Source organism: Candidatus Paceibacterota bacterium (assembly GCA_028714635.1).
Lineage (GTDB): Bacteria > Patescibacteriota > Minisyncoccia > Phycocordibacterales > JAQTLZ01 > JAQTLZ01.
This window is the reverse complement of sequence record JAQTLZ010000003.1, coordinates 73072-85652: the sequence shown is the minus strand read 5'-3', so window position 1 is coordinate 85652 and position 12581 is coordinate 73072. Positions and strand designations below refer to the sequence as shown.

The 12581-nt window shown below is 39.4% G+C and carries 14 protein-coding genes; 9 read left to right on the top strand and 5 right to left on the bottom strand.

Going from position 1 to position 12581, the window contains the following annotated elements; genetic code table 11:
- Position 1 precedes the first annotated feature (1 nt).
- Genes PHS53_02745 through PHS53_02735 form a run of 3 tightly spaced genes read left to right on the top strand, consistent with a single transcriptional unit; the run spans position 2 to position 3007 of the window.
- On the top strand, positions 2 to 1156 hold the full coding sequence (locus tag PHS53_02745) for a nucleotidyltransferase family protein (protein ID MDD5357042.1): 1155 nt from the start codon (positions 2 to 4) through the stop codon (positions 1154 to 1156).
- A gap of 60 nt (positions 1157 to 1216) precedes the next feature.
- Positions 1217 to 2008, top strand: a complete 792-nt coding sequence (locus PHS53_02740) for an SDR family NAD(P)-dependent oxidoreductase (GenBank protein MDD5357041.1) — start codon at positions 1217 to 1219, stop codon at positions 2006 to 2008.
- 18 nt (positions 2009 to 2026) lie between these two features.
- Positions 2027 to 3007, top strand: a complete 981-nt coding sequence (locus PHS53_02735; GenBank protein ID MDD5357040.1) for a glycosyltransferase — start codon at positions 2027 to 2029, stop codon at positions 3005 to 3007.
- Between the two features lie 3 nt (positions 3008 to 3010).
- Here the strand turns inward: PHS53_02735 and PHS53_02730 are convergent, their stop codons facing one another.
- The 5 genes from PHS53_02730 to PHS53_02710 are packed head-to-tail and all read right to left on the bottom strand — an operon-like array spanning position 3011 to position 7830.
- Positions 3011 to 3877: a glycosyltransferase family 2 protein gene (locus PHS53_02730; protein MDD5357039.1), complete on the bottom strand. Its 867-nt coding sequence runs from the start codon at positions 3875 to 3877 to the stop codon at positions 3011 to 3013.
- A gap of 22 nt (positions 3878 to 3899) precedes the next feature.
- Entirely contained in the window at positions 3900 to 4628 is a 729-nt protein-coding gene (locus tag PHS53_02725) for an ABC transporter ATP-binding protein (GenBank protein MDD5357038.1), read from the bottom strand.
- Positions 4625 to 5410, bottom strand: coding sequence for an ABC transporter permease (locus tag PHS53_02720; protein MDD5357037.1), 786 nt, complete (start codon positions 5408 to 5410; stop codon positions 4625 to 4627). The genes PHS53_02725 and PHS53_02720 overlap by 4 nt, the downstream gene beginning before the upstream one ends.
- Positions 5407 to 6651, bottom strand: a complete 1245-nt coding sequence (locus PHS53_02715; protein ID MDD5357036.1) for a hypothetical protein — start codon at positions 6649 to 6651, stop codon at positions 5407 to 5409. Before PHS53_02715 ends, PHS53_02720 begins: the two co-directional genes overlap by 4 nt.
- A 12-nt stretch (positions 6652 to 6663) precedes the next feature.
- Positions 6664 to 7830 (bottom strand): glycosyltransferase family 2 protein, encoded by a 1167-nt coding sequence (locus PHS53_02710; protein ID MDD5357035.1) that lies wholly within the window; start codon positions 7828 to 7830, stop codon positions 6664 to 6666.
- 14 nt (positions 7831 to 7844) lie between these two features.
- Here PHS53_02710 and PHS53_02705 point away from each other — a divergent pair, with 14 nt between their 5' ends.
- The 6 genes from PHS53_02705 to PHS53_02680 all read left to right on the top strand — a co-directional run bounded on the left by PHS53_02705 (position 7845) and on the right by PHS53_02680 (position 12581).
- Positions 7845 to 9629 (top strand): hypothetical protein, encoded by a 1785-nt coding sequence (locus tag PHS53_02705; GenBank protein MDD5357034.1) that lies wholly within the window; start codon positions 7845 to 7847, stop codon positions 9627 to 9629.
- 72 nt (positions 9630 to 9701) lie between these two features.
- Positions 9702 to 10298 (top strand): hypothetical protein, encoded by a 597-nt coding sequence (locus PHS53_02700; GenBank protein MDD5357033.1) that lies wholly within the window; start codon positions 9702 to 9704, stop codon positions 10296 to 10298.
- Positions 10299 to 10443: 145 nt separating this feature from the next.
- Positions 10444 to 10950 carry a dihydrofolate reductase family protein gene (locus PHS53_02695; protein ID MDD5357032.1) on the top strand — a complete coding sequence of 169 codons (507 nt, stop codon included), beginning with the start codon at positions 10444 to 10446 and terminating at the stop codon, positions 10948 to 10950.
- A gap of 10 nt (positions 10951 to 10960) precedes the next feature.
- Complete coding sequence (locus PHS53_02690) at positions 10961 to 11458, top strand: VIT1/CCC1 transporter family protein (protein MDD5357031.1); 498 nt, start codon at positions 10961 to 10963, stop codon at positions 11456 to 11458.
- Between the two features lie 31 nt (positions 11459 to 11489).
- Positions 11490 to 12119 (top strand): LysE family transporter, encoded by a 630-nt coding sequence (locus tag PHS53_02685; GenBank protein ID MDD5357030.1) that lies wholly within the window; start codon positions 11490 to 11492, stop codon positions 12117 to 12119.
- A 54-nt stretch (positions 12120 to 12173) separates the two neighbouring features.
- The gene (locus PHS53_02680; protein ID MDD5357029.1) at positions 12174 to 12581 is read left to right on the top strand and encodes a cytochrome b5-like heme/steroid binding domain-containing protein; all 408 of its coding nucleotides are present in this window, start codon (positions 12174 to 12176) and stop codon (positions 12579 to 12581) included.

The following is a 12581-nucleotide window of genomic DNA, read 5'->3' as shown; positions in this document are numbered from 1 at the left end:
TATGACGCCTTTTAAACAGATTACCCATCTTGAGCCAGAATACGAAGATTTGCTCCATGCCGGTCTTGATGGCGCGGAGGACGCCGGAAAGGCATGGAGAAGATGGCGAGAAAAAAACCCCTCCTTCGTGGGAATGAATTTTGATACTCTTCGGCTTATTCCACTAGTCTTTCAAAATTTGGAAAGGCACGGTATAGACGATCCAGATAAGGAAAAGATGCGAGGTATATATTTTGATAGATGGGTTCTGGGACATAACCTTGTCGAATCAGTGCGGCCTCTACTAAAGAGGTTGAGAGCAGAAAAAATACCAATCATACTTTTCAAAGGCCTGGCACTGGTAGAGCTCTATTACAAAGACTACGGCATTCGTTCTTTTGGAGATATTGATATCCTTATTCCTGAAAACCATACGGCCAAAGCGACACAGATTATTCTTGAGGAAGGATTTACAGCAAAAGGGAAGCTCTCTTTATACCATCCCCGATTTCACCATTCGATAGATTTTGAAAAAAAAGAAAGGAAGTACGACGTGGGCATCGATCTCCATTGGCATGTCATTCACGAGGCATGCCAGCGCGGTGCTGATGATAATTTTTGGAAACGGGCTCAAGCGATAGGTGGTTTTGGTCCAAGTGTACTTACGCTTTCCCCTGAAGATCATTTTCTGCAGACATGTGTTCATGGCGTTGGTTGGGGTTTCGACGGGGCACCCTTCACTCGCTGTCGCTGGATTGCTGACGCTGTCACTATTTTAAAAAATACTCATTTGAATTGGGATATAATTGTGGAAGAAGCGAAAAGGTTGGAAATCAGCGTAAAATTTCTCTCCGCACTCCTCTATCTTCATGAAGTTTTTTCAGTTTATATCCCCAAGGAAGTGATACATAGCCTTCAGTCTGTGCATCCTTCAAAAAATGAACGCTTATATTTTTCTCTTTCTTCTTACAATTACGGAGACTCCTTTTGGGGGATGATTCAGAGGGATAGAGCCGGATGGAGAGCCGGCACAAAAGGACTTACTTTTTTCGAAAAAGCTGCTATTTTCGGTAAATTTATGAGACCAATAATTGATAGAGACATCGGTTTGGTCGGTCACTTTTTAAAGAAATATTTCCCGCGTCTGTATTTTGCTCTGAAGACTTCAGAGAAATAATTCTGTTCTTTTATGAATACGCTTTACAATCATTGAAACAAAATGAATAATGACTGTTACATGCTCAGAGATAAAGTTGTAATCATAACGGGCTCTGCCCAAGGCATCGGCAAAGGTATAGCTCTCCAAATGGCAGAGGCAGGAGCTACATTAGTGCTTGCGGATATTAATGCAGAAAAATTGGAAAAAACAGCTCGCGAGCTTGAAAAAGTATGCAAAAATATTTTACCTTTTCAAATGGATATTCAGAATGATAAGGAAACACGCCTTCTGGTAGAAGAAACTCTCACGCGGTATGGCCGAATTGATGTTCTTGTAAACAATGTGGGAATAACTCCACCTCAGGGTGTATTTGGGACTTCCACAGAAGAAGCTCGAAAAATTTTTGATATAAATGCAATCAGCCCCTTTCTTTTGGCAAAAAATGTGGCAAAGATGATGATCGAGAAAAAAATAAGAGGCTCTATTCTCTTCACTTCTTCTGTTCATGGGAAGATCACCCGTGGCCGTCCATTTTATTCCGCCACAAAAGCTGCTGTTGATATGTTTGTAAAAGATTTTGCTTTGGAGGTGGCAGAGTTCGGTATTAGAGTTAATGCTGTCGCCCCAGGTCTCACCGAGAAAGAGGGAGAAGACAATACTGGTCTTAATCAGTATGTTCCTATCGGACGTCCAGGTACTCCGAAAGACATAGGTGACGCTATGGTCTTTCTTGTTTCAGAGAAGGCCTCTTTCATTACTGGTCAGGTTTTGAGCGTCGATGGGGGGTTCTCTCTTCCTCATACCTGGTACTGGACAGAAAAATACAATTTCAAGAAAAAAGATTCTTCGTGGAGGAACTGGTTTTTATAATATCGACAAAAGAAACCAATGAAAAAATCACTCTTTGTCACTCTCGCGGACAAAAATTACCTAGACCAAGCTAAACAGCTTTTTTCCTCCGTCTATTGGAATGCCGGCTGGCAGGGCGACTATATGCTTCTTGCCCATGAGGTACCAGAAAAAGACCTCACTTGGTTTCGAAACAAAGGTATTTTGGTAAAGCATTGCGCACCTATTAGTAGAGTTGCCCCGACCGGATCTTTATCTCTTGTTTGTTTAACAAAGTTTTACCTCTTCACTCCCGAATTCAAAAAGTGGGACACTATTGTCTATCTTGATGCTGATATCATTGTGAGATATTCATTGGAAGCACTAACTCATGTGCATGGATTTAACGCAGTTATTGATAAAATCGGCTGGCGTTCATTAAGATATCAGTTTCGTTTTACAAACTCTGAAGACGAGTCATTTAAAAAATTTAAAGAATCATTTAAACCCAATGCACCGACTTTTAATGCCGGCGTGATGGCCTTTAGTACTGATATTATTACCGAAAATTCTTTTGAGAGATTGTGCCAACTTCTTACGATATACCATAAGAATGCGATATACCACGATCAGCCAATCTTTAATCTTTATTTTTATGAACGGTGGAAGAAATTAAGTAGTGTCTATAATGTTATTGTTCCAATGTGGATAAGACTTTTAAAACCTGAGGAAATTGATGGGGCCGTAGTACATTTTATAGAATCCAAGAAACCATGGATTTTTGATAGTCCCTTTTATGATGAGTGGAAAAATAATTTAGAAAAGGCTGATGCAATTGATTTAAATGTGACGAGCACAGGCTATCGAATATTTAGTGGAGAAGACATGGAGCAGCGTTGGTTTTCTATCGGCGTGTTGAGGGTGTTTTTGATAATTTTTGAGTTTTATTATTTTCTTGACAGAAGAATAGGTCTACTCGGTATTTTTTTAAAAAAAGACTATCCTCGTTTTTATTTTACATTAATGAAAGTAAAGAAATAATCTTTAGTTATTTTTCACTATCATTTCTTTTAGTGTTCCCACTCTCCACGAAATTTCCGAAACAAATACGAAGGGAAATCGTCTCGGGTCTCTTATCATCTGGAAGATAAGCCAAAATGGAAAAAATACTTGTGCAGTGATGCTAAGACTCTTAAACATAGTCAATCTAGCAAAGTTATTTTTTTTTCGGTATTTTTTGTAGATTTTATATGACCAATACCCCCTATCGATTTGGACTTTAGACCAACCTATACCGCTACTTTTGTGATAATGATTAACCTTTATCATATCTAATAACTTTATCCTGGATCTTTCTATTAGTCTAAGATAAAACTCTAAATCCTCTAAACATTTCATTGTTTCGTCAAACATCAATTCCTTCATCAAACTTGTTTTTATGGCAAAGTTTTTAGTATCCAAATGTCGAGTATACCCGTTTTCTGAGTTTTCTTTGATAAGATTCCAATTACTATCTTGAATGTTTTTTGTCCAATAATTTTTAATGATATCTTCTTCAAATCCCATGATGACGGATTCTTCCCCACGTCTAATCAATGCTGTCATTTTTTCAATCCAATCTTTCGGTACGGTACAGTCAGCATCAGTCATGAGAATAACTTCTCCATTCGCCTCGCGAATTCCAGCGTTTCGAGCGGCTCCTCTTCCGACTTTTAGTTCGAAGACATATTTTATATTTCTATATTTCTCTATAAAATCATAAATAATTTCTTTCGTTCTGTCTTTCGAGTTATTATCAACGACAATGACCTCGTAATTGTCATAGGCTTGATTCGAAACTGATTCCAAACTCTCATGGAGAGTTTCCTCACCGTTATAGACTGGGATAAGCACCGATACTTTTTGGTTCATTATTTTTTTGTCTGGACAAAAGTTAACTCTGCTTGACGTATTTCTCGGTAACTTCTTCTGTTCTACCCTGTATTTTTATTTTTCCATCGCTTAGCCATATAACTCTGTGACATTGTTTTTTTATCATATCAAGATCATGGGTTACGAATATAACAGAGGCTCCTCTATGGACAAGTTCCTTTATTTTTTCAGAACTTTTTTTTCTGAAGCTCTCATCGCCGACTTCAAATACTTCATCTAATAAGAGAATCTCTGGGTCTGCATGTATCGCTATAGAGAAAGCTAACCTCTGAATCATCCCTGCTGAGAACTGATATATTTTAGTATCTATAAATTCCTGGAGTTCGGAAAATGCGACTATGGAATGAAAACGTTCTTTTATTTTTTTCCCACCCATTCCAAAAAGTGATCCTACGAGAAAAACATTTTCTCTCATGGTGAGCCGTTCTTTCATCCCAACCCCGAGATTTATGATTGATATTATCTTGCCGTCGACAGTAATTTCACCTAAATCAGATGAATAAATCCCGGCAATGATTCGCAGTAGGGTACTCTTCCCAGAACCATTTGTGCCGATTATTCCCAGTACTTCTCCTGAGTCAATCTCGAAAGAAATATTGTCTAATATTCGCATCTGCTTTTTGTGTTCTTTTCCTGAAAATGCCGAATGTATCCATGTTAAAGTACTTTGCTTTTTTTGAAAACCAATTTTGAAGTCCTTAGAAATATTTTTAACGCTTATTCTCATCATATCAATTCTGCCATCTTTTTGTTTAAGACGTGAAATACCCAATACCCCAGGGCGAATGTTAGGAAACTGAATCCCACTGCTCCTCCCATGATCCACCATTCGGGTATTTTATGGTATATAACAGTATCTCTCGCCAGTGTTATGAAGTAATAGACTGGGTTTGCTAAATTTAGATAGAAAAGTTTTGTCTGGTTTTGGATCGAGTAAAAAATAGGTGTTCCAAACCAAATCAATCTCACTGCGAAATTCCAAATATTATCGAGATCAACAAAGAACACAGTCAGGGAAGATAAAATAAGGGCGGAGCCAAAGGTAAAGAGCAGAAAGAAAAGCAGAATTGGCAGGTAATAAAAAATGCCCACGGGATTTCCATGAAAGAAAATTAATATAAGAAAGAAAAGTGCTATCTCGAAAATATGAGAGAAAAGATTTTTGACTACAATCGCGAGGATCAGTGATTCTCTTCTGAAATTGATTGATTTTATCAGGTGATTATGGACTTCGATTATAGACCTCGTTGCTTCGAGGGTTGTTGATTGAAAGAAGTTGAAAATAATAATACCAAGGAGAAGGTAGAGAGGATAGCGGGGGATAGTGTCTCCCAATCTGTCTGCAAAGATCAGATAGAGAAGAAGAAAGGTCAAAATCGGGTTGAGTAGGTACCACAAAATACCAAGATAACTGCCTTCATTTCTTAATTTAAATTCGGCTTTTGCGATCTGGAAACTTAATCCAAATATACCTCGAATGTTTGAGTACGTATTTTTAAACAGAGTGCTCATGTTATGAAAAACCCTCCTTTTGGTATTAAAACTCTTTGCACGAAATATGCTAAAGAAGACAATACGATCAGGATAATTAAGACGGTGTTATATTTCTTTTTCCTTTCAGCAAAGTATATTGGAGAGAAAAATGAGATCCCAAGTATATATCTCCCTATGGCATCTACTTCCTCATGAAACAAAAGATCTTTCTGTAATAACAGTATCAAGGCAACTTGTGAGACGAGTAGTACTGTGTACATCGTTATCATTCGGTCTTTATAAAAAAAATAGATTAATATAATTATTAAAATAATGATAAAAAGTACTACAGGTAAAGGACTGAAGATCTTATTGATCTGAGATAAGTAATCAAATGTTTGAGAAGAGCTTAAATGATTTACTAAGGGCTGGAGGATATATTTGTGAACATTTGCCGGAGCTTTATTAAGATAATCAAACGATGAGATGGGGTTTGTTGAAAGAGCCTCTCTGGATTTGAAAACGGGCAAGGTTCCAAGATTCAAATATAGTATGAATTCCCATATAGAAAAAGGTATAATTGCCAGCAAATAGTAGCATAGTTTCTTCCATTCTCGCGATAATACGAGATACAGTAGTATTGCTACAAAAAAAGTTAACGCCAGCTCTCTGGTCAAGAGAGACAGCGAAAGACATAGTGTCGCTAAATAATCTTTTTTTTGTTCCCAAAAATAAACTGAAAGAGCAATAAGCACCATCATTAGGGGTTCTGTCAGATCTCTGCTTACGGTTATCAATAATCCTACCGAAAAACTCCACAAGAAAACCCAATTTGGGTTTGCGGCATATTTCCGCAAGAGTAACATTAGGACGTAACTACTTACAAGGACTGCTGCTATGTTTATAGCAATAAGCATACCCGGAAGCAGGATCGGGAATCCTAGGGATAATAAGAGTGCTAGGAATGGATACAGTAATCTTTGCATAAAATTTGTACCCATCGGCATATTCTTTAAATTGCTGAGAGAGTGATCTAATGCCAAAGCATAATAATATTGGCCGTCAAAACCATTAGTCTTGTGGATCACGATACCTTCCGGCAAACTCAAGTGCGGTAGGCTCTTAGCAAGGCTATTTTGGAATGCTTGAGAAAACTCAATCGTCGCGCTTGGATTAAAATTAAATTTTCCTATGAATAGCAACAAGAAAATTACATAGAATAGAGCTATGATTATAAGATTCCTGTATTCTTTGCTGATCTCTACTCCAAAGATTCTCATTTTAAATTGATTTTATCTTTCTTTGATGCCTATGATGCTTAGCATAAAGGATGAGGAGATTGTTTGCACTCCTATAACGAGCAAGGTAAGAGCAGCAATTGAATTTTTGATTTCGTTCAAACTACCGAAATTTTGATGTATCCAGTGATAGACAATAAAACTATAGAGCGCCGTGCCGCAGAGAATGAAGGCCATCCCGGTGATACCGGCGCTCTCAATCGTAATGTATTTGAAAAGTGTTTCAAATAGTTCGCTTTTTTCACCCATATGGGTGATGGCGTATGTTTTGGCAAAAAGAGCAAAATAGATGAGTTGGTAGCCCGCTATGATCGATCCTGCTGAAAGAAACATTGGATGGAGAGAAAGGCGGATGTTTCCAAGAGAGAATGTGCCAAAATAGAGGACTAATATTGAGATAAGACCTATAGAAAAAAGAATAATGCCGGGAATGAGAAAGAGAACAAGCGGGGAGTAGAGGAAAATAAAACGTAAATGCCTCCAGCCGTCTCGGAATGAACGGAGTTTCGATTCGCCGATTCTTGGCTCGTAACTCACGGGGAGTTCGGTGATCTTAAGATTGGCTTTTGCCGCTTTGATGATCATTTCAGAAGCGAATTCCATTCCCGCGGTGTATAAAGTCATTTTCTCAAAAGCTTTTTTCGATAAAGCTCTTTCTCCGCAGTGGATGTCGCTTATCTCTATCCCAAAGAATTTTTTGGCCAAGAAAGAGAGTATCGGATTGCCGATGTACTTGTGGTGCCATGACATTGATTTTTCCGCCATCATTCCCCTGAATCTATTTCCTACCACTAATTCATATCCCTCTTTGAGTTTCTCTACGAATCGGGGTATATCTTTGAAATCGTATGTCCCGTCGGCATCAGCCATAAAGAAATAATCTCCTTGCGTATATTTAAACCCTGTTAGATATGCTCTGCCGTATCCGCGTCTCGTTTCTTTGATGAGACGGAGATTGGTGAAAGACGGCAGAAGGCCTGAAACAATTTTTGCTGTGTCATCCGTTGAATCATTATCAATCACAATGACCTCCGCCTTGAGAGCATTTTTTTCTATGACCGATTTGATCTCCTCTAGACACCCGCCTATTGATTTCTCTTCGTTGAGACAGGGGAGGATGATGCTTATTTCGACTGGGGTTTCAGAATTTTTGGTAGCCATAGTATGCTAATTGCATGTTCTATCTTATCATAGGAATTGTCTTTTTATTTTTTCCGTATCTGGCGATATTTACGTATAAATCTGCGATCGATGGGTTTTTGAAGATATTTTCCTACAGTGCTCTCTTTTACCTCGCGGTTTCAATTGGTACGCAATTCTTTCACATTTTTAAATACCCTATTATACTTGGATTTTTTGCGCTATACGCACTCGCTTGGCTTGTCATCATTTTCAAAAGAAGGGAATCACTATCTCTCCTGCCGCTTAAAAATAATTGGATATTCTTCCTAGCGCTTCTCATCATTTTTGTTCAATTGTTTATGGTGCATCGTTTTTATACTGGCACCGTAGATACATTCCAAGGTCTTAAACACGTCTCTCACAGCTCCTATGTTTACCCGTTCTTTTCTGACGAATGGGTTACCGCTTCGTTGGTGAATTATACCATCGACAATAACGCTCTGCCCCTTGCCAATCCGTTTTCTCCCGGTGCGTCATTTGTCCCCAATATTCTTTTTGCTTTTTCTTCTTTGCTTGCAGAAATATTTTTGCTCACAGGCCTCAATCCGGTTACCCAGTATTATCTTTTTGCGATCTTCTTTGGGGTTATAATCGGGGCGTCTGTGTACGCTACTCTTAAAGCTTACGAGGTCAATACTTATATTGCAGCCGCAACTATGCTTTTTGCGCTTTCCATTCTGAATAGTGGAAACGTGGCTGGACTTTGGATTCTGATTCCTCTTACTTTCGGACTTATCTTTTTGCTTTGGCAGATTATTTCACAGAGACAAGGAAAGTATATGAACGCGACGCTTTACGTTCTCCTTACTCTTGTTATGTATCCCCCCATGGTTGTTTTCTCTGTTCCGGTACTAATCGCCGGATTTGCACGTTTCCAGAAAAAAAATTCCAGCAAAACCATTTTTCCCTCCTTCGTTCCGTTTTGCGCTTTCCTTTCAGTTCTCGCATTTATCCGTTTTCTTTTATTGAGCCGTTTGCATATGACGTTTGCTCAACTATTCGATACATACGCTCTGCGTCCGGATCTGAATCCGGGTATTTCGTCCTACGCTCTGTGGAATGTTTTGCCTCTTTTTGTTGTCTTCTTGGCTGTAGCCGGTGTGTACACAGCTATGAATAAAAAATATTACGATCTTATCATTGTGTCAGGAATAGGATTGTTATATTGGTATGTGTATATGTATGTAAACAAAATTTTTTTTATCGAGCACTCTAGAGTTATTATTATCACGTCACTTATGCTTATTGTGTTGGCCGGTATCGGCCTGGAGGCGATAATTGAATGGTTGGCGAAGATGCGTATTGTCCGCATTTCTTCTGAAAAAACTTTTCTGTTTTGTGGTGTTGCAATAATTCTCGCATACGCTCTTCATATGCCGTTTTATGCATCCGATAATTCCTGGCAAAAATTTACTTTTTCATTTATAGATGAAAGAGGGAACTACAAAGAATTTGTAACAGTACCGGCAGTGAACAGATATTTGACGGAAGATGATTTGCGACTTTTTCAATCAATCCGCGGAAAAAAGTTTATTGCTCCGCCGTGGAAAGGTCTGGTGATCGGCGCAGCAACGCATAACTTCCCACTCGAGACGAAACCGTCGATGATAACAAATAGGATTTTTCCTTATTTAGACTTTATCAGTCTTAGTTGTCAGGAAAAAATTCGCGTAGCAATACGCTATGATATAAAATATGTTTATTCAGAGCCATTTTTTTGTTCTCAATTCCAAGAGATAGGCCAAAGTGGAGAAAATCTCCATCTTTATAAGATATAGGTTATCCACAGGTTTCTTTCTTTTTTCTTGGATTGAAGTACAATATGATTATTAGAATATAACTTGATAAAAATGTCTAAATCTAAAATAATTGGAGGGATATTGGTGGCTTCTTTATTTCTCTTTATCTTGCCGTTTTATATTCAGAAGGTTTTTGTAAATGATCCAGGACAAGGCATTGCCTTTGGTTCTGAAGAAGTCACTCCAACTCCAGTCCGTCACCATACATCAGGAGGACGGGCAGCGCCACAAGCTCGAGTTCTTCCCGTTCCGACTGATTGTGTCTACCCAGATAGCTACAGTCCAAGCACCGGTGCTCCTTGTCCCCCAGGACTTACTCCGGGGTTCAGCAACAACCCGAATGTTCAGGGTGGAAATGGAGGTGGCGGTGGTGGTTCCGGATCAGGTCAAGGATTAACAGCTCAACAAGTTCTCTGCAGTTCTCTTAGTTCGCTCTTCTTTCGATCAGAAGGGCCTCGCGTAACAGCATTGCAAGAACTGCTCTGGCCTTCGCTGTCTGACTTTTTTAAAGACACTGGTTTGACTCACTATACGACTAAGTTTCTTCGACTGACGATGAAAAAAGTTGAAGACTATCAGTTCGCACATGGTCGTGGCCGGATAGGAGTTGTTGGTCCTAAGATGCTCGGTGAACTTTGTTCTTCTTAAGGAACGCCTTGTAAAAATAATCTAAAAATGAAAAACAGTCTTTCAGTAGACTGTTTTTCATTTTTGGGTTCTCAGTCTATACGTCCTAATGTGCGCAGAGTAGTGGGCGATTTTTTCTTCAAAAACTCTGCTATAATTTTCTATTATGAAAGTAATTCTTTATATGGCGACAACGGCGAACGGCCTCATTGCGAAAGGTAATGATGATACGAGCTGGATATCAAAAGAGGAGTGGAATAGTTTCAACGCTTCGGTGCAAACGTCGGGTAATATTATTTTGGGACACAGGACGTATCAAATCATTACAAAGCAGCCTGGACCTGCAGAGCTCGAGGCTGTAAAAGTGATAGTGGTTTCGCATCAAGATTTCAAGACGTTAAGTCCTAATCATTTTGTTGCGCACTCTCCGAAAGAAGCTCTTGAATTATTAAGAAATTTTAAGACAGTCATCGTTGCTGGCGGCGGGGTTCTGAACGCCTCATTTCTCTCAGAAAATTTGGTAGATGAGATCTATCTTGATATCGAACCAATGATCATGGGGAAGGGAATTCCGCTTTTCAATGGTCTAGATTTCGAGAGGAAGCTAGAATTTATTGATTCAAAGAAAATTACTGATAATGAAATTCAGCTGCATTACAAAGTGGTGAAATGATATTAAAGATATGCTCATCATATTTAAAAACAAAAAAATAGAACTACGAGATGTCATTCTTGGCGGACAAGATGGATTGGTGAATGTGCTCGGTCTTTCCCTCGGACTTTTTGCTTCCGGCGCTTCTACGAGAGTGATTCTCATCGCCGGTCTTGCCGCCGGCTTTTCTGAAGCCATAGCTATGGGCGGGGTCGGGTATACTTCTTCGCTCGCTGATACTGGAAGAAGAAATACAATGAACACTCACGAGCTCATTTTCAGCTCTTTTATCATCGGATTCTCTGCACTTTTAGGTTCGCTCATTCCTCTCGTCTCGTTCTTATTCTTTTCTACTTCTGTCAGCATGGTGGTCTCAATGGGCGGAGCAGCGCTTGTCCTCTTTGGATTTGGAGCTCGAAATGCTGAAGAAATGGGGAGAGGCAAATTGCGTGGCGGCCTCGAGATTCTGATTATCGGTATTTTGAGTGCGCTTGCAGGCTTTGCTATCGGTTGGTTGCTTAAGGTTTGACCCACATCCTTCTTTTCACTAAGATAAAAGAATGTATCTAGCTCAATTTTTCACTGTTGTCATAGTTCATCTTCTTGCTGTCATGAGTCCTGGACCTGATTTTGTTGTGGTGACAAGAAATAGCATCATCTATTCAAGAAAAGTGGGGGTATATACCTCTATTGGATTGGCCATTGGGATTGCGATGCACGTTACCTACTGTCTTTTTGGTATCGGGCTTCTTATCTCACAATCGATCCTTTTGTTTAGCATTATAAAATATCTTGGTGCAGGATATCTTATTTATATTGGATATAAGTCTCTCCGAGCAAAGCCTCAAGCTGAGAAAGTGGAAGAGATTCTGAAAGTTGAAAAAGAAATGAGTCCATTGTCTGCGATTCGAATCGGATTTCTCACGAATGTATTAAATCCGAAGGTTACGCTTTTTATGCTCGCTCTTTTCACTCAAGTCATAAATCCAGGAACACCAAGATTTATCGAGAGCTTGTACGGTATTGAAATGGTAGCGATGACTTTTATGTGGTTCTCGCTTGTTTCTGTGTTTTTCTCGAATCCGCTTATCAAAGCAAGGATCTCAAAAGTGCAACATCATATCGAGCGGGTAACTGGTGCCGTACTTATCATTCTCGGTATCAAAGTTGCTCTCGCAAGCAGAAAATAGTTGCGAGGCAGATTTTCTGCTATAATGAGATATTAATACTAAGCAATTTTTCCGATGAACTCTAAAATCATTCTGGGTATTATTGTTGTTCTTTTGCTTGTTGGAGGTATTTTCTTATTTTCAAGCCAGACTGCAACTTCGCCAAGCCCTTCTCCGACTTTAACTGGTTCAACCGAGACACCTGTCCCGAGTGAAAGTCCTTCCGGTTCTCCTGTTTCAAGTGGATCTCGGGAGTACTCACTTGCTGATGTGGCAGCGCACGCTAATGCACAGAGTTGCTATACGACGATAAATGCGAAGGTGTACGATCTTACCAGTTGGATAGACCAGCACCCAGGCGGACGAGAAGCAATTCTCTCTCTTTGCGGGAAAGATGGGACAGCTGCCTTTACAGCTATGCATGGAGGACAAGCGCGTCCGGAAGCAGAGCTCGCATCTCTTTTTATTGGAGTTTTAAAATAA